Raw genomic sequence first — 20615 nt, 5'->3', positions numbered from 1 at the left:
GTTGAATTGACTTTCACTTTTATTTGCAATGCGAATGTTTTTATTCAATTGTTTTGCAGTTTTAATAGCTATTTGTATATGCATCAAAATTTATTTTTAAGGATTGTGATTACTTATGGCCCCACGTGAACAGTGGACATCGAAAATAGGATTCATTCTTGCTGCAGCGGGTAGCGCAATTGGGCTTGGTGCGATTTGGAAGTTTCCTTATATGGCAGGTACAAATGGTGGAAGTGTGTTTGTTTTATTATTCATTATCAGCACTATCGCGATAGGACTTCCAATATTACTTGCAGAGTTTGTCGTTGGAAGGATGGGTCAGGCCGATGCGGTTACATCACTGAAACGACTTGCGAAGGGTAAAAACTGGTTTTTCCTTGGATGGTTGGGCTTCGCTTTTGCATTTATCGTTCTGTCTTTTTACAGTGTCGTAGGTGGATGGATTTTATCCTATTTAGTCAGGGCCCTTGCCTTAAACCTCAATGTTGCGGATCACAGTATTTTATTTGAATCCATCACGGCTAATCCTGTCGAAATCTTAATTGCTCAAGCTGTATTTATGCTTCTGACCATTTGGATTGTCCAAGGTGGTATAAAAGCGGGAATCGAAAGAGCTAGTAGATGGATGATGCCCCTTCTGTTTATTTTCTTTATTATCCTTGCCATTCGTTCTTTAACTTTAGAAGGGGCAATGGAAGGCGTTCGATTTTTATTTATACCTGACTGGTCTCTACTTACAGGAGAAACTTTTATTCTCGCGCTTGGACAAGCTTTTTTCTCTTTAAGCGTAGGAGTAACAGGCATGATGACATACGCTTCATACTTACCAAAGGAAGAACGTTTAGGAAGCTCAGCTTTAAACGTCACTATTTTGAACATTATCATATCCATACTTGCAGGACTTGTAATATTTCCGGCCGTTTTCGCACTTGGACATTCTCCAGCAGAAGGACCTGGACTCATTTTCATTGTTCTTCCAGCAATATTTGGACAAATTCCTTTTGGTAATGTATTTATGATTGTCTTCTTTATATTAATGCTTTTTGCAACACTAACTTCTTCGATATCTATGTTGGAAATTGTTGTTTCAACGGGAATTCGTGCAAAGTACGATCGTCGGAAAAGAGCAGCGTGGGTTTTCGGAATTTTAATTTTCATTATTGGTATTCCGAGTGCCTTGTCTTTTGGTGTACTTTCAGAAGTGAATATATTCGGAGGAACGATTTTTGACTTTGCAGACCTTATTACGAGTCGAATCGGAATGCCTTTTGGTGCACTTTTAATTTCACTATTTGCGGGATTTGTTCTTACTAAAACACAGACGAGCGATGAACTCGATATGCATCCCAAGTTAACTTCACTATGGAGATTTCTTATTAGGTTCGCAGCCCCTGTTGCCATACTTATTATATTCGGCACTTGGGTCTTTGAAGTTATAAATTAAATACTACTTTTAATTGATCTAATTCAATTTCGACATAAAAAAGGTATACCAAGGACTTTACTTGAGTATACCTTTTTATTTAGTTAAACGATTCTTTTCGCTTCATACTTAACTGCTAAAAGCTTATAAGAGACTTGCACACAGTTCTCTATAGGTATCCAGAGTTCATGAGAATGTTCATAAATTGCCCGGATACGTTTTGCAAGATCAGTTGGATCGTCTAGATTATGTAATTCCAATACAACATCGGCAATTTCATGTGCGTATGCTTTTTTACCTTCGTTAAATGGATCCCAATTCTCAAGAATTGCAATTGCTTTTTTATCCATTCCAATTGTATACATCTACTTCACCTAGTTTTTCTTTTAATAGTTATATGATAACATAAGAGAATAAAAAGGAAAGAAGGGATACGTTTGAAACGTTTTGAAAATGTTGTGGATAGACGAAATACACGTTCTATAAAGTGGGGTAATATGGAAGCAGTTTTTGGCATTGAAGATGCTTCAGACGTTTTACCAATGTGGATTGCAGACATGGATTTCGCTGCCCCTGAACCGGTTATAAATGCAATAAAAGAATGTCTAGATCATGGTGTTTTTGGTTATTCATACATATGTGAAGAATGCAAAGATGAGGTCCGGAATTGGTTATCTGAACGACACGGCTGGACCGTTGAAAACAACTGGATGTTATTCCATCAAGGTGTTGTTCCAGCAATCGCTTCTGTTATTGAAACCTTTACTACAAAAGATGATGCGATACTTATTACGACTCCTGTTTATCCACCATTTTTCCAGATTCCTGAACGAATGGAAAGAACGATTGTTGAATGCGAGATGACTGAGACTGACAATACGTATTCAATTAATTTCGTTGAATTCGAAAAAGCGTTGCAAAAAAATGTAAAACTCTTTATATTATGTAATCCTCATAATCCAGGCGGAATCGTTTGGAAAGAAGAAGAACTTAAACAAATCTTAGAACTTTGCGCAAAATATAATGTTTTAATTTTGTCTGATGAAATACATGCAGATTTAGTCTTTCCTGGAAAGAAGCATATTTCACTTGGCGCTCTTGCGGGCAATGATTCTGATCGTGTAATCACTTGTATTGCACCTACTAAAACATTTAACTTAGCGGGTGTGCAAGCGTCCATCATGATTTCAACAAATACAGAAGTTAGGGCGAAACTCGAACAAAATTCAATGGCTCATGGTCAAATGTCACTAAGCCCATTTGCAGCTGCTGCTTTAAAAGCTGCCTATAAAGAAGGCGGTCCATGGCTTGAAAAGTTATTGGAAGTTGTTTCTTCAAATATGGACTATTGTATAAGTGAAATAATGAAATCTGTACCTGGCGTCAAAATCAATAAACCCGACGGAACGTACTTACTTTGGATCGATTACCGTGGAACCGGTCTAACTGAAGATGAAGTTATGGATAGACTCTTAAACAAAGGTAAACTTGCACTAGAACCGGGTACAAAATACGGCGAGTCAGGTCGCGGTTTCCTTCGCATGAACGTTGCAACACCACGCTTAGTAGTTGAGGATGGCGTAAAACGTTTTATACATGCACTAACAGATGAATCTTTATAGAAAAACAGCATTCTCAAAGTTGAGAATGCTGTTTTTCTTTTTCTTTTTGGCGTTCAAGTAAAATCTGGTCTTCCAATTCTTTTGTTTCTAATTCTTGCTTCTTCGAATATCGTAAAATCCACCTAAACGTTAATATCAACAAAATACCAAAGAACGCCATAGATATAAACGCAGGTATATATTCTGATTTATCTTCTGGAAAGTAAAGGAACGGCATCAATAGAACGTTCAATTACGTTCACTTCCTCACTTTATAAATTTTACTTCTTTGCTTTTACTTTTGGATGATTTCAATTGATTCAATTGAGATATCTTCTACAGGCTTGTCTTGACGACCTTTTTTCACTGCTGCCATTTTATCAACAACATCCATTCCTTCGATAACGTGGCCAAATACTGTATGTTTGTGATCCAAGTGTGGTGTTCCACCAAGTTCTTCATAAGCCGTACAGATTTCTACAGGAAATCCTGCTTTTTCAAGTTGCTTACCTGTTCCTTTCGGTAAACTTGATGCTTGTACGATAAAGAACTGGCTGCCATTTGTTCCTGGTCCAGCATTTGCCATTGAAAGTGCTCCGCGTAAATTGAATGCTTTAGTAGAGAATTCATCTTCAAATGAATCTCCATAAATACTTTCTCCACCCATACCAGTTCCTGTAGGGTCGCCACCTTGAATCATAAAGTCTTCAATAATGCGGTGGAAGATAATTCCATCGTAATAGCCATTTTCAGCATGTGTCAAAAAGTTTTTCACTGTTTTAGGTGCGATTTCCGGGAACAGTTTAAATTTGATTGGACCCATAGTTGTGTTCATTACGATTAGTGCTTCATTTGCTGCAACTTCTTTTGTAAGTTGTGGATACATATTTGTTGCCTCCTTGTTTTTAATTTAGTTTATTTTGTTGGATTTTGTAAAACTTCAATAGATTCGATAACTACATCCGTAACAGGGCGTGTATCTTTCGCTTCTACTTGAGCAATTTTATCTACGATATCCATTCCTTCGATCACTTGTCCGAACACTGTATGCATATGATCTAAATGGGGTGTACCGCCCAGTTCAACATAAGCATCTTTAACAGCAGTAGAATATTCAAGGTCTTTTTCCTGGTTTAGCGCAGCATCTTCTACACCTGATTTTTGTACAATGAAGAACTGGCTACCATTTGTTTTTGGACCTGCGTTTGCCATTGAGAGAGCACCGCGAAAATGAAATGCTTTTTCGGAAAATTCATCTTCAAAATTTCCACCGAAAATACTTTCACCACCACCGCCTGTTCCCGTAGGATCTCCACCTTGAATCATAAACTCTTCCATCACACGGTGAAAAATGATGCCTTCATAGTATCCATCTTCAGCATGTGTTAAAAAGTTTTCAACAGCTTTTGGTGCAATTTCTGGAAACAGTTTAATCTTTATTGACCCTAACGTCGTGTTCATGATAACGAGTGCCTCATTATCTGCAACTTCTGTCGTTAGTTGTGGATAGTCAACATTTTCCACTTCAACATCGCTCGCGTTCGTATCTTCCGCTTGATCTTGATTGGAGGTTTCGTCCTTATCTGTGGTCTTTCCATCTTCTGCTCCATTGCCGCAAGCAGTAAGAATAACAAGAAAAAGGACTGTTAGTAGCGAGAATAGTATTTTTCTCATGATTATTCACCCCGATTTAGTTTAACATATCACTTTCTTAATTTCGATAAATAAGCACGTTCCTTCCTTCGGCAACCGAACTGATTTATAATAAACTAAGAGCATAGCCTTAGAAAGAAGGTTTACTTATGGACGTTGACAAACGTAATTTTATTATTATTTGGATTTGCAACTTCCTTGTTGCTGGAACTACTACAATGATTATGCCCTTTTTATCATTATATATTGAGACATTTGGGGATCATTCCCCTGCTTACGTTCAAAAGTGGTCTGGGTTAATTTTCGGTGCTACGTTTATCACCGCGTTTCTTATGTCTCCAATATGGGGACGGATTGCCGATAAACATGGATTTAAACCAATCTTACTTATTAATGGATTCGGGATTGCCACTTCAATCTTTTTAATGGGATTTGTTCATTCAGTTGAGGCATTTTTCATTTTAAGACTTTTAATGGGTGTTGTAACTGGATTTATTCCTACATCTCTCGCTTTTATTTCAGCACACACCGCGAAAAGCGAAGCAGGTAAAATGTTAGGAACTTTGCAAATGGGAAGTGTGACCGGTATGTTATTCGGACCTATTTTTGGTGGCTTACTCGCTGATGCGTTCGGCTTTAAGTATACGTTTATCATTACAGCAGCCTCAATCACTCTTGCTGCATTCATTATCCTTTTTGCTTTAAAAGAACAGATCATTGTAAAAAGCACAAAACTGGTTCAGTATTCACGAAAAGCTATTTTGAGCGGCTTATTGCATCACCGCTTAATGCTAAATGTAATGATTGTCACTACACTCATTCAAATCGGTAATTTCAGTGTACAACCCCTACTCTCCCTTTATGTCTCTGAACTAACGGATTCAAATGATGTTGCCTTTCTTGCAGGTGTAACTTTTAGTGCGGCAGGTCTAGGTAATCTTCTTTTCGCCCGAAAATGGGGTCAACTTGGAGATGATTTAGGATATGAAAAGGTATTATCAATTCTTCTTCTACTCTCTTTTATATTTATTATTCCACAGGCATTTGTCACAGAACTTTGGCAACTCATTGTTTGTCGCCTGTTATTTGGTATTGCTGTCGGGGGAATGATTCCAATCACAACAGCACTCGTTCGAAGAGAAGCACCTATCCAAATTCAAGGTGAAGTAATGGGTTACAATACAAGTTTCCGCTTTCTCGGTAATATTATCGGTCCAATTTTCGGAGGTATCATAAGTGGATTTATTGGAATTTCCTCTGTTTTCATCGTTACAGCGTCTTTATTCCTCGTAGGGTTTGCATTTCTTTATTACGCACGAAGAAAACCTGTACAGGACTTTGAGGATTTTCTCGCCTCTGTCGACCAAAACGGGAAATCCTAATAGCTCTCTCAATAAAAATCAGCACACTCAATCTCTTAGAGTGTGCTATTCTTTTATCTAAGAATGATAAGAACGGAGACAAGTAATTGAGACAATTTGTTGGTTATTTTATTATCCTAATAGCATTCCCTATTCTATTCTTCGTACAAAAATCAATTGCTTCTGAAGTCAATAATAGTAATTCTTTTAAAGAATACATACTTGATTCGATTGAACTATCTACGCCTGCATTTAATGTTCCAATTGTACTTAAAGACCACAATGGCATTCCTTTTTCCGAAGAATATATTGAATGGAGAGAACCACTTTCTCTAGCTGAAATACCTTTTTTTGCACGTCAACTTTTTTTAGTCAGTGAAGATAATGGTTTTTATGAACATAAAGGATACGATGTAACCGCAATTGCCCGTGCATTTCTAGCCAATACTAAAACAGATAATCTTTCACAAGGCGGTTCCACAATTACTCAACAACTTGTACGGATGCGCTTTTTATCCACAGATAAAACATATGAACGAAAAGTAACTGAACTGTTCTATGCAGCAGAGCTTGAAAAACAATCCAATAAAGATGAGATTCTTGAAATGTATTTGAACGAAATGTACTTTGGTAATCAGGTTTATGGACTTGGTGCGGCCGCAACCTTTTATTTTAGCCGCCCTTTAGCTGAGTTGAATGAAGCAGAAATCACATTCATATCCGCGATACCAAACAACCCTAGTCGATATGACCCAATCAAACATTTTGAGAACACAAAAGGAAGACAAGAGCTTCTCTTAGATACACTTGTTAGAAATCAAATTATGTCCGCAGACGAAGCAAACGCCCTTAAAACAATACCAATTGATTTGGTCGTTAAAAATAAATTAAATGAATTTCCGACGTACACTACATATATCCTTTCAGAGCTCAAGCAATTAATAGGGAATACAGATGGTTTTACAAAAAGAATCGCAGAAGCAAAATCTAAAGAAGAAAAAATTCGTATTGAAGGCTTATTAAACGATCGTTTAAAGACCGTTTTATCATCAGGTATTTCTATTGAGACAGCACTTAATCCGATTAAACAAAGAAAAGATGAACAAACAATTACTAGGTTATTAAAACCAATCGGGCTACAAGCCGGTGCCGCGGTCATTGATAACGATACTCGGGAAATCATCAGCTTGTATGGTGGAAAAGAGTACCAGAAGGCGGATTTCAATAGAGCTTATCAAGCCATTAGACAACCAGGTTCCGCCATCAAACCACTACTTGTATATGCACCATTCTTTGAAAGCAGTGGACCATCGTATACAGAAAATATGACGGTTAGTGGTGGAAAACTCTGTATTGGGACATACTGTCCAATAAACTATGACGGATATGTTTACGGTGACGTTACAATAAAAGAAGCCTTTCGTCTCAGTCATAATACCCCAGCCGTTCGAATTTTTGAGAGAGTTGGAATTGAGGAAGCCTTTTCTTTCCTAAAGCCTTTCGAATTCCAATCCATTACTAAAGCAGATGAGGTTTATCCGGCTGCACTTGGCGGATTTACAAAGGGTGTTACTCCAATGGAGTTGGCTGATGCTTATTCAAGTTTTATTGACGGAACATATATACCTGCTAGAGGAATTCGATTTGTAAAAGATAAAGACGATAGAATTCTTTACGAGTGGAATGAGGAGAAAGTTGAAGTATGGACACCCACAACAACTGCTATTATTCGTGATTTATTAAAAGACGTTGTTGTGAATGGAACAGGGCGTGGGATTTCTTATTCAAATCCTTATACAGGAGCTAAAACAGGAACAACAAACTCCGATAAAGATTTGTGGGTTGCTGGAATGAATGACCAGTACACTACAGCAGTTTGGATGGGATATGACCAACCACAATCGATGCCCGGATTGAGTAAACAAAAAATACATTTGAAAATTTTTTCCAGATTGTTGCGAGAATAACTACTCAGTCTGCTGATTTAGATGAAGGGTAAGCTGGCGATTACCCCGTTATACAATCTAAGTAATATGTAGATTACAATTGAAATAAATGCACTCCAAACTGTAAATTCAAAAACAATCAATCCCATTGTATTTACCATTGTCATGAATTTACTAAGTTTAAATACAAGATACACAAAATATATGAATGTAGTTAATAAGAAAATGGCAATTAACATCTTCAGTGATTGAATGCCACCTGCTGAAATTAGTGCTCCCAAAAAGTAGATGATATTTCCGCTGCGACCTTCACTGTAGGACTTTCCATCAATATCTTTCGAAAAAAACAACATTGCAGTTTCATGGATTGTCTCAGCAATTAGTTTTAGTGCGGAAAAAACCATGAAAAATATCAATGTATAAATAACTAGTAAAAAAATACGTAATTGCATATCCGTTAAAAACTCGCGCATCCCTGCATATAAACCTATGCTTTTAAATAATTCAACGGACTCACTTACAGTGTAAACTCCAAAAGTTAAGCTAAAAAGAAGGATTGTAACAAAAGGTAAATAACCAAATATGTATGGATTCTTCATTTCACACCCCAAAAAGAAAAGTAGTTTGCTTTCTCTATAATATAAGAAGAGACTTGATTATACCAATAAGAACAAGAAATCGTTCATGCAAAAAAGAACTGTTTGCGTTATACTTTTACACGATACTAAGAATAGTGATTCACTCATCTGAAAGGAGGATTCCTTTGGAATTCGTATTACTCATTTTTTTACCTATATTAGCGGCGTTTTTTGTCCCAATGCTTTTCAAAAGAATTAAAGCCATACATACAGGTTGGTTTGTCCTTTTTGTGCCACTCTCTCTATTCATTTATTATATTGGATACATTGGGATTACAATGAATGGCGAAACTGCCGTTTCAGAACTATCGTGGATTCCTTCGCTCGGCATTTCATTTGTTTCTTATATAGATGGACTTAGCCTACTGTTCACCTTATTAATCACAGGTATTGGAGCACTCGTGGTTCTATATTCTATTTTTTATCTAGATAAGAACCGAGAGAAACTAAACAACTTTTATGTTTATCTCCTTATTTTTATGACTGCAATGCTGGGCGTTGTTCAGTCGGATAATGTGATATCGCTTTATCTTTTTTGGGAATTAACCTCCATTTCCTCTTTCTTACTAATAGGATATTGGAATACAAGGGATCGCTCAAGATTTGGTGCATTGAAATCTATGATGATCACTGTTTTCGGGGGATTAATGATGCTAGGGGGATTTGTTCTTCTCTCAATTATGGGCGGTACTTATTCGATTCGTGAGCTTATTGCTAATTCCTCTACACTTATTGGACATGAGTTCTTTGTATTGGCACTCGTTCTTATTTTACTAGGTGCATTTACGAAATCAGCACAATTTCCATTCTATATTTGGTTGCCTGATGCTATGGAGGCACCTACCCCTGTTAGTGCTTATTTGCACTCAGCCACAATGGTTAAAGCAGGACTTTACTTAGTAGCGAGATTCACACCATTATTTGCAGTTTCGGAAGTATGGGTGTGGCTTGTTACAGGAATCGGATTATTGACTTTGTTTTGGGGATCCGTATTTGCTGTTAAACAAACTGACCTGAAGGCAATTCTAGCTTTTTCTACAGTCAGTCAACTAGGTCTAATCATGTCGCTTCTGGGTGCAGGTTCAGTCGCTTACCATTCAGATGATCCAATCTTTAAATTCGCAATATTCGCGGCTATTTTCCACCTAATCAATCATGCTGTATTCAAAGGTAGCTTATTCATGATTGCGGGTATTGTCGACCATGAAACAGGCACTAGGGATATTCGCAAACTTGGCGGTTTGATGAGTATTATGCCGATAAGCTTTACCGTGGCCTTTATCGGTTCAATGTCAATGGCAGGCTTACCTCCATTTGGCGGATTTCTAAGTAAAGAGCTCTTTCTTCAATCTATGCTTGCAATTCGCTCGTTTGATCTATTCAACTTTGGGACTTGGGGAATACTCTTTCCTGTAATTGCTTGGATTGCAAGCGTGTTCACATTTATCTATAGTTTCTATTTTGTTGTTAGGACATTTATGGGCAAGAAGAAAAAAGAGGCGCTTCCAATAACACCACACGAAGCTCCTTTGGGAATGCTGATTTCTCCAGTGATATTAGCATCACTCGTTGTCGCAATCTTCTTCATTCCTAATTTGGTTGGTAAATGGCTTGTAAAACCTGCTGTAGTTGCCATTCAACCTGATTTATATAATCATCCATCCGATGTAGCTATTCAAGTTGCGGCTTGGCATGGATTTGCTGCACCTGAATTATGGATGACGATAACATTGGTTGCTGTAGGAACTATTTTGTTCATAACAATGGCAAGATGGAAAAACCTTTATGAAATTCAACCACACTATTTGTCGTTAAATGCACTATATGATTCCATTATGGTACTAAGCGAAAGTGGTATGAATAAATTATCACGCTTTTACATGACGGGACTCATTCGATCGTATTTAATTTATATGTTCGTTTTCATCGTTTCCATTACAACCGCTACGTTGTTCATTCGAGATGCTTTTAAACTGGATATGAGCAGCATGGCTCCTGTAAGTATTTTTGGTGTTATGACTGCTTTCATTTTGGTTAGTTCGGTTTGCATGGTAGTATTTGCAAAAACAAGATTGGCTGCGATTATCGCACTTGGTGCAGTTGGCTATTCAGTTGCTCTATTCTTTATCATCTTTAAAGCACCGGACCTTGCACTCACACAACTTGTAATCGAAACCGTTTCTGTAGCTTTGTTTTTATTAGCTTTTCAGCGTTTGCCTAGACTTAAAGATCACGGCGAATCGAAGGGCTTGCGCTTAGGAAATCTTCTTGTTGCTGCAAGTGTGGGGATAACAGTAACTTTAGTCGCCCTATCGGCACATTCACAGAAGTTTATCCCTTCGATTTCTAAGTTCTATAAAGAAACGGTTGCAACAGAAGCTGGTGGAGGTAATATCGTCAACGTTATCTTAGTTGACTACCGTGGATTTGATACATTATTTGAAATTGCAGTACTTGCAATTGCAGGAATTGGAGTTATTGCTATGATTCGTTTACGACACAACAGAAAGGAGAATACGAATGAAAACAAATGACGTCATTTTACAGACGGCAACAAAAGTCGTTTTCTTCATTATTTTCCTATTCTCAATTCATATATTCTTTGCAGGACACTATACACCTGGCGGAGGTTTTGTTGGAGGACTATTGACTTCAAGTGCACTTATTCTTCTGTTGCTTGCATTTGACTTAAAAGCTGTTCAAAAGGCACTTCCTTTTAACTTTACAATTGTAACGGCTGTTGGTTTAGTACTTGCACTTGGTACAGCATCAGCTTCAATTTTCTTTAATGTGCCATTCTTTACACATGCATTTGATTATTTCACTTTGCCTTTGTTTGGTGAGACTTCATTGCACACGGCGATGATTTTTGATGCAGGTGTTTACTTAGTTGTAGTAGGTGTAACAATCACTATTATTCAAACGATTGGAGGAGATGTTTAATGGAATTCGTTATGGCGATAGTCATTGGCATTTTATTCATGGCAGCGGTCTATTTAATACTTTCAAGAAGTATTTTAAAGATCATCTTAGGTACTGGTCTTCTAAGTCATGGTGCGCATCTCCTGTTATTAACTATGGGTGGATTAGGCGGAACGTCTCCACCTGTAGTTGCGGATGGAGTTACTGATTATGCTGATCCACTTCCACAGGCACTCATACTAACAGCAATCGTTATTAGTTTTGGTGTAACTGCGTTTATCCTTGTCCTTGCTTACCGGACATATGGTGAACATAAAACAGAGAATATGAATCTTTTGAGGGGGAATGACGAGCATGATTAATCTTCTATTGTTCCCAATCTTACTACCGTTTTTTTTCGGTATCATACTTCTTTTCTTTAAAGAAAATGTAGTGATACAGCGTACCCTAACTTTAGTTGGTTTACTCGTAAGTTTAACTGCTTCGTTCTTTCTTGTTGCGAAAGTAAAAACAGACGGTATCCAAGCTTTAACACTAGGCAGTTGGCCGGCACCATTTGGTATTTCGATGGTCTCGGATATGTTATCTGCTATGCTCGTCACCACGTCCATTCTAATTACACTATTCGTCGTAATTTACAGCTTCACTGCGATTGGAGTAAAGCGAGAAACGTACTTCTATTATCCGGCCATACTGTTTATGTTAACCGGTATTAACGGAGCATTTACGACAGGCGATATATTCAATATGTTTGTTTTCTTTGAAGTTTTGTTAATGGCTTCTTACGTACTGATTGTTCTCGGTGGTGAAAAAAGACAACTTCAAGAATCTATTAAGTACATACTGGTAAACATTATATCCTCCGCGTTGTTTGTTGTTGCTGTTGCTTTCTTGTATTCTGTTGTCGGAACACTAAATATGGCCGATATTTCAGTGAAGTTATCGGAAGTAGGTAACACTGGAATTATTACCGTAATTGCTGTTCTATTTCTCATTGTATTTGGAGTAAAAGGAGCAATATTCCCGCTTTATTTTTGGCTTCCGGGATCTTACTCCGCACCTCCAATCCCTGTATTAGCATTATTCGGGGCTTTGTTGACTAAAGTTGGGATATACGCGATAACCCGAACATATACCCTTTTCTTCATCCATGATGTCGGATTTACTCATCAACTCTTAATGGTTATATCATTACTTACAATCATTGCGGGTTGTATCGGTGCGTTAGCCTATTTCGATTTAAAACAAATTATTATTTACAATATTATTATCGCGGTTGGTGTAATCTTGTTTGGTATTTCACAGATGAATGAGGCAGGTATTTCAGGTGCCCTCTTCTATCTCGTTCACGACATGATTATCAAAGGTGCTTTGTTCTTGCTAATTGGTATTATCATAGCGATTACTGGGACATCCAACTTACGCAAAATGGGTGGTCTCATGAAAACTCATGCACCACTTGGATGGATATATTTAATAGCAGCGTTTGGACTAGCAGGCATACCTCCCTTAAGCGGTTTTGTAGGAAAGTTACTTATTGTTCAGGGTGCATTTGAAGCTGGTAATGTATTCGGGAGCATAGTGATTCTTGGTTCTAGCCTCATCGTTCTATTGTCAGTTATTCGTATTTTTGTGTATGCATTTTGGGGAGAGCCTGTTGAACTGCCTAAATCGAATACACAATCGTATAAACGAATGATGTTCCCCGCTGTCGCTCTTGTCGTACTATCGATTTTATACGGTGTCGGCACTGAATGGGTTCTTCCTTATATGACGGAAGCAACTGACGTATTATTACAACCGTCCATCTATATTGATGCGGTTTTAAAGGAGTAGATGACAATGGCTTTTCAAATATTGTTGAACTTTTTCATCGCTCTAGTATGGATGTTCATGAGTTCATCGCTAAATGCAGCGACATTTGTAATAGGGTATATTATTGGGTTTGTTTTAATCTTTATGATGAGACGTTTTTTCAAAAACAAACTATATACCGTAAGGCTATGGGCAGCATTTAAACTAACGTTAATTTTCTTCCGTGAACTTACATTATCAAATATATCTGTATTACTATTAGTAATTAAACCAAAGCTCAATATCAAGCCAATGATTTTTGCAATGCCTACCGAGCTTGAACATGATTGGGAAATTACATTACTGTCAAGTTTAATTACGTTGACACCTGGAACGATTGTTATAAACGTTTCAGATGACCAAAACACGTTATACATTCATGCTATTCATGTCGATGATGTCGATGAAGCAATCGACTCCATTAAAAATTCATTTGAAAAAGCAATCAAGGAGGTGAGTGGCAGATGATCACATTTGTCTGGACTTCGTTAGTAATCGTTATTCTTTCGATAGCTGGTCTGCTTTATCGTGTATGGCGCGGTCCATCTGTTCCCGATCGACTTATAGCATTGGATGGTATTGGTGTAATGATTATATCTGCTACCGCTTTACTATCATTCCTATTTGAGACAAAGTTCTTTATAGAAGTAATTTTACTCATCGCTATCTTGTCTTTCATCGGGACAGTTGCATTCTCTAACTTCATTGAGAAAGGAGAGATTATTGAGTATGATCGTAATAGCTAATATTTTAACAATCCTTTCTATCACTACAGGAGTCATTTTTACGGTCGTGACAGTAATCGGCATCCTTCGTCTGCCTGACGTGTACACACGAGCACATGCAGGCTCCAAGAGCTCTACACTTGGAGTACTCAGTATCCTTCTTGGTGTTTTTATTCATTATTGGTTTGTAGAAGGACATTTTAGTATACAACTGCTACTTGGTATCGTCTTTTTGTTTGTAACTGCACCAATTGGTGGCCATCTCATCACTAGAGCTGCTTATATGTCTGGAGTAAAACCCACATCATTGACGGTCGGCGATGACCTAGCGCCTTTATTAAAACAAGCATTACTCGATAACCCAAAACATCCTAAAAGTGAAGATTAAAAAAAGCATGGCTCCCGTCGTTTCGGATGCCATGCTTTTTATTTTTTTAATATGGTCTATAGTAGTTATTTGGTGGATAGCCGTATGGTGGATAGTATGGTTGGTAATTGTATTGTGGATAGCCATATGGATAATAGGGATATCCTGGGTACGTGGGATAACCGCCATAACTCTCTCCTGGGAATAAGACTGAACCAAGTAAACCTCCAGCTAATCCTCCAAGAAATGGCCCACCAACTCCAAAACCTTCTAATCCAAACCCTTGACCAAAACCAGATCCACCACCACGTCTACCACCATGTCCACCGCCATAACTACCACGGCCATGATAATTTCTAGGCATATGCATCCCCCTTCTCACTTATTCTATTCATAAGTATGAAGGGGAAGGCAGGCGGTAGCCTATTCGTTTTATATGTCTGTTTCAGCCATTCGTTCGATCATAGTAGCAAGTGTTCGCACCATTACACCCGTAGCACCTTTTGGACCAAGATCATGGACTGCTGACGCATCAGATGTACCCGCAATGTCTAAATGAATCCACGGTGTGTCTCCCACAAATTCACCAACAAAGCCGCCGCCAAAGATTGCATGTCCATCGCGACCTGGCGAATTATTTAAATCTGCAACATCACTTTTTCTGAGTCTTTTTTTATCATTCTCTGTTAATGGGAGTCTCCAAACAAATTCTCCAGTTTCCACGGCCGCTTGCATGAACTCCTCGAAGAATTCCTCGTTGTTTGTAAGCGCCCCTGTCTTGTCCATACCAAGTGCGACGATAACTCCACCTGTAAGTGTCGCAACGTCAATTAGATAGTCTGCACCGCACTGTTTAGCGTACGTAACTGCATCTGCAAGGACAAGTCTGCCCTCTGCATCCGTATTCAGTACTTCAATCGTTTTCCCACTTAGTGAGGTAATAACATCGTCAGGTTTAAAAGCTTCACCAGATACCATATTATCGGTTGATGCAATAACCGCAACTACGTTTTTAGATGGACGCAATTCTCCTATTATATTCATCGCACCTAAAACTGCCGCTGCCCCACCCATATCGCCTTTCATTCCTACCATGCCGTCTTTAGGTTTTAAGGAATAACCTCCTGTATCATATGTTATTCCTTTACCAACAAGGCCGACTACATCTTTCCATTCATCAGTTCCTGCATACTTCATCACAATTAACCTTGGCTCCTCAACAGATCCCTTGTTAACCGCTAAAATAGCACCCATTCCAAGCTCTTCCATTTCTTTTTTACCAAGTATTTCAATTTCGAAATCATGCTTCTTCGCAAGCTCTTGTGCATAGTTTGCCATTTCTGTCGCAGTTAGAATATTAGGCGGCATATTTACAAGATTTCGTGCTTCATTTACAGAATACGCATGAACTTCTCCTACTTCGAATGCTGCCGTTAGTTCTTCTTTATTTGCTGATGATAAATAAGTTACTGTTTCAAGTTCAATAGTACGTAAATTCGAATCCGTTTGATATCCCTCAAATTTATATGCTCCTAGCGTAAGCCCCTCTGCTGAAGTAAACACAACATCCTCACAAACAAGTTTGTCATTTGTAAAAGGAACTGTCCAAATTGCTGCCGAAGTTACTTTCATACGAGCAAGTTCTTTACCTACAGTTGCAAATACCTCTCGTAAACGATTTTCATTCAACGATTTTCTAATGCCTAACCCAACGAACAGAATACGCTTATAACCGTTTTCTTTCATCGATGGTACATTTGCAATCTCTTTAAACTCCGTTTTAATGTCTCCAGATTTTACCCAATCCGGAATTCGTATGCTAAAAGATGTAACGAACTCGTCCCATCCTTTAATATTTTCCGGATGCTCCGGTACGCCAACAACCAACACATCTGCTTCGATATTTGAAAAGTTTATATCCTTTATAAGTGACTTCATAATAAATCCCTCCATTTTTATGTCCATTACTTAGTATATACCAAATTTTCAACCTTTTGAAAGAAATATTCCTCCGTTTGACTGTATCTACTTTGAAATAGATACCATTGTGGTATACTAAAAATATTATTTATTTATTTGAAAAGGAGTCGAACAGCATAGCTATTCTTTACAACACACCGCTCCTTGCGGCACTACTGGCAATCGTTTTTGCTCAATTAATAAAAATCCCAATTCAATACTTTATAAAAGGAAAACTGGATTGGAAACTAATGACTTCGACTGGAAGTATGCCAAGTTCCCATTCAGCAGCTGTAACATCCCTTGCAACCGCAATTGCATTTGAGCTTGGCTTCGATTCACCCATTTTTGCACTCGCAGCTATTTTTGCAGTAATTACTATGTTTGATGCTACTGGGGTACGATTTCAGGCTGGTCAGCAAGCCGTTATTATCAATCAAATGCGTCTTGATTTCCAAACGTTTGTTCATGAAGCAAAAGGCTGGCAACAAAAAGATGATCAAGAAAAACTTCAAGAACTTAAAACGTTACTTGGCCATAAACCGAGTGAAGTATTTGTTGGAGCAGTTACCGGCGTTCTAATCTCTGTTATCATTTATTCTTTCTTCAAATAAAAAACAGTATGTTTAAGCATAATCGCTTAAACATACTGTTTTTTTCAAAACATTTGATATCCTTGTTTTCTAAGTATTTTCATGACAATTCCTGACAAGATCGCTCCAAAAAGACCAGCCAATAATATAACAATATCTACTGTATGCAATCTCATTATCTTTTCACCAAGAAGTCCGAAAGCATATGAGGTTTTCGTAAAGTACTCAAATATCTTTACTTCATCAATAATAAAGATAACGATGAATGGATAGATAATTGCCATAAGCCACGTCATTCTTAACAACATATTTAATAAAAATCCTATTCCGAAAAAAATAACGATAAAAATTAATATCGATATCATAAATTGAGGCAAAGGAAGTGCCCCCGCCATTAAAATTGTTCCAGTCAACATGATAACCTCCATTTTACATTCATCATTTTACAGTAAGGAACGAAACCTTTCAATCAATTACGCCTAGACACAATTGATTGAAACATATTGTAGAAAGACGGGTAAGTAAATCGACTAGTTTACTTCTAAAAGTTTTTCCCTACAGATACTATTTCCATTTGTTTTTACACACAAAAACGCCTACCCTTAAGTAAAAGGTAGACGTTTAGTATACTTTTTATTTTAGTACATTAAATTTACCTTTTTTCATAACAAGACCTAATCCACCAATTAAGAATAGAGCACGGTTATCAACCATTTTCTTCATGAATGAGGCTTTTTTACCTGTTAGTTTCTTACCAAATGCAACACCGATTGCATCATCATCACCAAGCGAGCAAATGCTACCTTTTAAATCAGGTACAAATTCTGATGTTGGCTCACCTTTAAGAAGTGCAATGATGTTATTCGCACACATATCACCTTGTTGCATAGCAATTTGTGCTGTTGGAGGGAATGGACGATTTACTTCTTCGTTAATCATTAGAGCACAGTCACCGACGATGAATACATCATCATGTCCTGGTGCGCGAAGATCTTTCTCTACTTTCACACGAGCACGCATGTTTTCAATACCAGACTCTTCAATCAAACGATTTCCACGAACTCCTGCAGCCCATATTACCGTTCCAGCTTTGATGAATTCAAACTCATCTTCACCTTTTTTAATGTTTACGCCTTCAGGAGTTGCTTCAACAACTGGAGTTCCAATAGAGAATTCAATTCCTTTAGAGTTAAGTTGTCTAACTGCATAGTCAACAAGTTCTGGATCGAATCCAGGAAGAACCATTGGAGCAGCTTCTATACAAAGTACACGAACCTTTTCAGCTGGAACATCAAACTCTTCACATAATTCCGGAACACGGTTTCCAAGTTCTCCAAGTAGTTCAATTCCAGAGAATCCTGCTCCACCGACAACTATTGTTAGACGACTGTCATCTTTTACTTCTTCAAGTGACCAAGTCGCAAACTGATATTCAATATGCTCACGAATTTGACGAGCAGATTTTACGTTCGCCATAGCTAATGCATATTTATCAAGGCCAGGAATACCAAATGTTTCTCCTTCAAAACCGAGTCCAATAACAAGGTAATCGTATGTATGCGTACCGACGTCCGTTGTTACAACTTTACCTTTTACATCTATTGCTTCTACAGTAGCTTGTATAAACTTCACTTTTGGCTCGCTGACTACACTTTTAATGTCATAGCGAACTTGTTCAGCAGACAAAGTTCCTGCAGCAGCTTCATGAAGCCATGTAGATTCGTAGTGATATTCATTTTTATTGATGAGAATAACGTCAGCATCGTCTGTGCCAAGTGATTTTTGTAAATTAACAACTGTTGACAAACCGCCGTATCCCGCACCTAAAACTAGTATTGTCTTTCTTTTCACTAAGATCGAAACCACCTTTAATTTTCATTGTACCCGGAAAAGATATAAACGGTTTAACCGAAGATATGCACAGTCCTGGCCTTTGTATTTTTTAAAAAACTTTCTATATCTTATAGTAGCCCTTTTGATACGCTATATCAATACCATAAGTAAAATAGAATTTTTCAGAAGTTTCTATTCACTAAAGTTCTTGGTAAACCTAAGCAGATAAGAGCCCTCCTAACAGTTTTATTAGAAGGGCTAATTGGTTAACAATCTGCTGGTGCACCAACCTTTTTCGCTGTTCTGAATGAAGTTCCACAGCCACATGAAAGAATCGCATTTGGATTTTCTATTGTAAATCCGCCTCCCATGAGAGACTCTTTATAATCAACTTGAGTGCCTTCAAGTACATCTACATCATCTTTTGCAACAATAATTTGTAATCCATGTTGGTGTAACAATATATCTGTTTCAGATTGTATAGGCTCAAATCCTAAGCCATAAGTTAAACCACTACAACCGCCACCATTTACAGCGACACGCAGAAGAGATCCTTCTTCACCATTATGACGCATCATTTCTTTCACATGAAATGCTGCAGCTTCTGATATTTCAACAACTTGAACCATTCATGCTCACCTACCCTTTAATTTCTTTTATTATATCAGTGTTTTCATCACTTTCGCAATCTAAATCACTCATCTCATAGGTATTTTAAGTTATACTATAGATTGAGTTGTGTTTGGGAGGTGTCTCATGGAAATAAGTCCGTTTTATGAAAAAAGCATGACATGTATTAATTGTCTTCATAAGTTTAAATCAATTAAAGTACGTTCTAGATTTGTTCGCGTTTCTGCGCATGATTCCGATTTCAAACCTGTATACTTAGATCCGCTTGTAAATCCACTTTATTATAATGTTGCTGTTTGCCCACAATGTGGGTTTTCGTTTTCAGATGATTTTTCACCTTATTTTGCCCCCGGAACGAAGGACGTCATCAATAAACAAATAACAGAGAAGTGGACTGCTCGATCTTTTAGCACTGAACGAAATGCACTAGAAGCAATCGAAACTTATAAACTTTCTTACTTAAGTGCACTCTTTAAAAAAGAGAAGTCAATTTCAATTGCAGGTATTGCACTGAGAATCAGTTGGCTTTATCGTGATGAAAATAACACAGTAGAAGAATTACGTTTTTTAACAATTGCACGAGACTATTATAACACTTCTTATACAGAAGGAGATTTTGTAGGTACCCAGATGTCAGAAACACGAGTGCTCTATATGATAGCTGAGTTGTCTAGAAGAATTGGCGATGAGAAGCAGGCAATCAAAGGCTTTTCAAATGTTATTGAATCACAACGACAGACAACTGAGCCAAAATTGATAGACATGGCAAAAGAACGATGGCAAGAAATGCGTGAGGAGAAAGAAAAGAGGGCCCAAATTTAGGCCCTCTTGTAAGCTTATTGAATATGAGTACTTAGAAAACTTGTTCTACTTCTACAACGCCTGGAACTTCTTCAAGAAGTGCACGTTCAATTCCTGCTTTTAGAGTGATAGTAGAACTTGGACATGTTCCACATGCTCCAAGAAGACGAAGTTTTACAATTCCATCTTCAATATCAACGAGTTCACAGTCGCCTCCATCGCGAAGTAAAAATGGACGTAATTTATTTAGTACCTCTTGTACTGGTTCGTTCATCATTTCATCTGTCATTATTTTCGACCCCTTTCTTT

The 20615-nt window shown here is 37.7% G+C and carries 24 protein-coding genes; 13 read left to right on the top strand and 11 right to left on the bottom strand.

Translation table 11 applies throughout. The features are described 5' to 3' along the window. Window positions 1–115: 115 nt before the first annotated feature. Window positions 116–1444, top strand: coding sequence for a sodium-dependent transporter (locus ACFSFY_RS05760; RefSeq protein WP_381536226.1), 1329 nt, complete (start codon window positions 116–118; stop codon window positions 1442–1444). Between the two features lie 83 nt (window positions 1445–1527). On the opposite strand, the gene ACFSFY_RS05755 is transcribed toward ACFSFY_RS05760, so the two are convergent. Then, entirely contained in the window at window positions 1528–1788 is a 261-nt protein-coding gene (locus ACFSFY_RS05755; protein ID WP_381536225.1) for a DUF1871 family protein, read from the bottom strand. 72 nt (window positions 1789–1860) lie between these two features. Here ACFSFY_RS05755 and ACFSFY_RS05750 point away from each other — a divergent pair, with 72 nt between their 5' ends. After that, entirely contained in the window at window positions 1861–3045 is a 1185-nt protein-coding gene (locus ACFSFY_RS05750; RefSeq protein WP_381536224.1) for a MalY/PatB family protein, read from the top strand. Between the two features lie 13 nt (window positions 3046–3058). Here the strand turns inward: ACFSFY_RS05750 and ACFSFY_RS05745 are convergent, their stop codons facing one another. Genes ACFSFY_RS05745 through ACFSFY_RS05735 form a run of 3 tightly spaced genes read right to left on the bottom strand, consistent with a single transcriptional unit; the run spans window position 3059 to window position 4698 of the window. Next, window positions 3059–3262 carry a hypothetical protein gene (locus tag ACFSFY_RS05745; RefSeq protein ID WP_381536243.1) on the bottom strand — a complete coding sequence of 68 codons (204 nt, stop codon included), beginning with the start codon at window positions 3260–3262 and terminating at the stop codon, window positions 3059–3061. A 57-nt stretch (window positions 3263–3319) separates the two neighbouring features. Beyond that, window positions 3320–3910, bottom strand: coding sequence for a peptidylprolyl isomerase (locus tag ACFSFY_RS05740; protein WP_381536223.1), 591 nt, complete (start codon window positions 3908–3910; stop codon window positions 3320–3322). A gap of 29 nt (window positions 3911–3939) precedes the next feature. Next, window positions 3940–4698, bottom strand: a complete 759-nt coding sequence (locus ACFSFY_RS05735; RefSeq protein ID WP_381536222.1) for a peptidylprolyl isomerase — start codon at window positions 4696–4698, stop codon at window positions 3940–3942. 128 nt (window positions 4699–4826) lie between these two features. Here ACFSFY_RS05735 and ACFSFY_RS05730 point away from each other — a divergent pair, with 128 nt between their 5' ends. Then, a complete protein-coding gene (locus ACFSFY_RS05730; RefSeq protein ID WP_381536221.1) occupies window positions 4827–6059 on the top strand; it encodes an MFS transporter in 1233 nt (410 codons plus the stop codon). Between the two features lie 86 nt (window positions 6060–6145). After that, window positions 6146–8005 carry a transglycosylase domain-containing protein gene (locus ACFSFY_RS05725; RefSeq protein WP_381536220.1) on the top strand — a complete coding sequence of 620 codons (1860 nt, stop codon included), beginning with the start codon at window positions 6146–6148 and terminating at the stop codon, window positions 8003–8005. Window positions 8006–8022: 17 nt separating this feature from the next. On the opposite strand, the gene ACFSFY_RS05720 is transcribed toward ACFSFY_RS05725, so the two are convergent. Then, window positions 8023–8583, bottom strand: a complete 561-nt coding sequence (locus tag ACFSFY_RS05720; protein ID WP_381536219.1) for a DUF5366 family protein — start codon at window positions 8581–8583, stop codon at window positions 8023–8025. Window positions 8584–8747: 164 nt separating this feature from the next. On the opposite strand from ACFSFY_RS05720, the gene ACFSFY_RS05715 reads away from it, so the two are divergent. The 7 genes from ACFSFY_RS05715 to mnhG are packed head-to-tail and all read left to right on the top strand — an operon-like array spanning window position 8748 to window position 14511. Beyond that, window positions 8748–11156, top strand: a complete 2409-nt coding sequence (locus ACFSFY_RS05715) for a Na+/H+ antiporter subunit A (protein ID WP_381536218.1) — start codon at window positions 8748–8750, stop codon at window positions 11154–11156. After that, the gene (locus ACFSFY_RS05710; RefSeq protein ID WP_381536217.1) at window positions 11143–11565 is read left to right on the top strand and encodes a Na(+)/H(+) antiporter subunit B; all 423 of its coding nucleotides are present in this window, start codon (window positions 11143–11145) and stop codon (window positions 11563–11565) included. Before ACFSFY_RS05715 ends, ACFSFY_RS05710 begins: the two co-directional genes overlap by 14 nt. Further along, complete coding sequence (locus tag ACFSFY_RS05705; RefSeq protein WP_381536216.1) at window positions 11565–11906, top strand: Na(+)/H(+) antiporter subunit C; 342 nt, start codon at window positions 11565–11567, stop codon at window positions 11904–11906. The genes ACFSFY_RS05710 and ACFSFY_RS05705 overlap by 1 nt, the downstream gene beginning before the upstream one ends. After that, complete coding sequence (locus tag ACFSFY_RS05700; protein WP_381536215.1) at window positions 11899–13380, top strand: Na+/H+ antiporter subunit D; 1482 nt, start codon at window positions 11899–11901, stop codon at window positions 13378–13380. Before ACFSFY_RS05705 ends, ACFSFY_RS05700 begins: the two co-directional genes overlap by 8 nt. A 6-nt stretch (window positions 13381–13386) precedes the next feature. Next, a complete protein-coding gene (locus ACFSFY_RS05695; protein WP_381536214.1) occupies window positions 13387–13866 on the top strand; it encodes a Na+/H+ antiporter subunit E in 480 nt (159 codons plus the stop codon). Further along, complete coding sequence (locus ACFSFY_RS05690; RefSeq protein ID WP_381536213.1) at window positions 13863–14144, top strand: Na(+)/H(+) antiporter subunit F1; 282 nt, start codon at window positions 13863–13865, stop codon at window positions 14142–14144. The genes ACFSFY_RS05695 and ACFSFY_RS05690 overlap by 4 nt, the downstream gene beginning before the upstream one ends. Continuing rightward, window positions 14128–14511, top strand: a complete 384-nt coding sequence (gene mnhG / locus ACFSFY_RS05685) for a monovalent cation/H(+) antiporter subunit G (RefSeq protein ID WP_381536212.1) — start codon at window positions 14128–14130, stop codon at window positions 14509–14511. Before ACFSFY_RS05690 ends, mnhG begins: the two co-directional genes overlap by 17 nt. A 46-nt stretch (window positions 14512–14557) precedes the next feature. Here mnhG and ACFSFY_RS05680 read toward each other — a convergent pair whose 3' ends face one another. Further along, window positions 14558–14854 carry a hypothetical protein gene (locus ACFSFY_RS05680; RefSeq protein WP_381536211.1) on the bottom strand — a complete coding sequence of 99 codons (297 nt, stop codon included), beginning with the start codon at window positions 14852–14854 and terminating at the stop codon, window positions 14558–14560. 68 nt (window positions 14855–14922) lie between these two features. Then, a complete protein-coding gene (locus ACFSFY_RS05675; RefSeq protein WP_381536210.1) occupies window positions 14923–16428 on the bottom strand; it encodes a leucyl aminopeptidase in 1506 nt (501 codons plus the stop codon). A 158-nt stretch (window positions 16429–16586) separates the two neighbouring features. On the opposite strand from ACFSFY_RS05675, the gene ACFSFY_RS05670 reads away from it, so the two are divergent. Continuing rightward, complete coding sequence (locus ACFSFY_RS05670; protein ID WP_381536242.1) at window positions 16587–17063, top strand: divergent PAP2 family protein; 477 nt, start codon at window positions 16587–16589, stop codon at window positions 17061–17063. 44 nt (window positions 17064–17107) lie between these two features. Here the strand turns inward: ACFSFY_RS05670 and ACFSFY_RS05665 are convergent, their stop codons facing one another. The 3 genes from ACFSFY_RS05665 to ACFSFY_RS05655 form a co-directional block, all read right to left on the bottom strand. After that, window positions 17108–17437: a YuiB family protein gene (locus tag ACFSFY_RS05665; RefSeq protein WP_381536241.1), complete on the bottom strand. Its 330-nt coding sequence runs from the start codon at window positions 17435–17437 to the stop codon at window positions 17108–17110. Window positions 17438–17675: 238 nt separating this feature from the next. Further along, window positions 17676–18893, bottom strand: coding sequence for an NAD(P)/FAD-dependent oxidoreductase (locus ACFSFY_RS05660; RefSeq protein WP_381536209.1), 1218 nt, complete (start codon window positions 18891–18893; stop codon window positions 17676–17678). 248 nt (window positions 18894–19141) lie between these two features. Beyond that, window positions 19142–19504: a HesB/IscA family protein gene (locus ACFSFY_RS05655; protein ID WP_381536208.1), complete on the bottom strand. Its 363-nt coding sequence runs from the start codon at window positions 19502–19504 to the stop codon at window positions 19142–19144. A gap of 127 nt (window positions 19505–19631) precedes the next feature. On the opposite strand from ACFSFY_RS05655, the gene ACFSFY_RS05650 reads away from it, so the two are divergent. Further along, window positions 19632–20327 carry a DUF2225 domain-containing protein gene (locus tag ACFSFY_RS05650; protein WP_381536207.1) on the top strand — a complete coding sequence of 232 codons (696 nt, stop codon included), beginning with the start codon at window positions 19632–19634 and terminating at the stop codon, window positions 20325–20327. 31 nt (window positions 20328–20358) lie between these two features. Here the strand turns inward: ACFSFY_RS05650 and ACFSFY_RS05645 are convergent, their stop codons facing one another. Continuing rightward, window positions 20359–20595, bottom strand: a complete 237-nt coding sequence (locus ACFSFY_RS05645; protein WP_381536206.1) for a NifU family protein — start codon at window positions 20593–20595, stop codon at window positions 20359–20361. Window positions 20596–20615 lie beyond the last annotated feature (20 nt).

The organism is Sporosarcina siberiensis (assembly GCF_042681925.1).
GTDB lineage: Bacteria > Bacillota > Bacilli > Bacillales_A > Planococcaceae > Sporosarcina > Sporosarcina siberiensis.
This window is presented reverse-complemented; position numbering and strand designations above follow the sequence as displayed.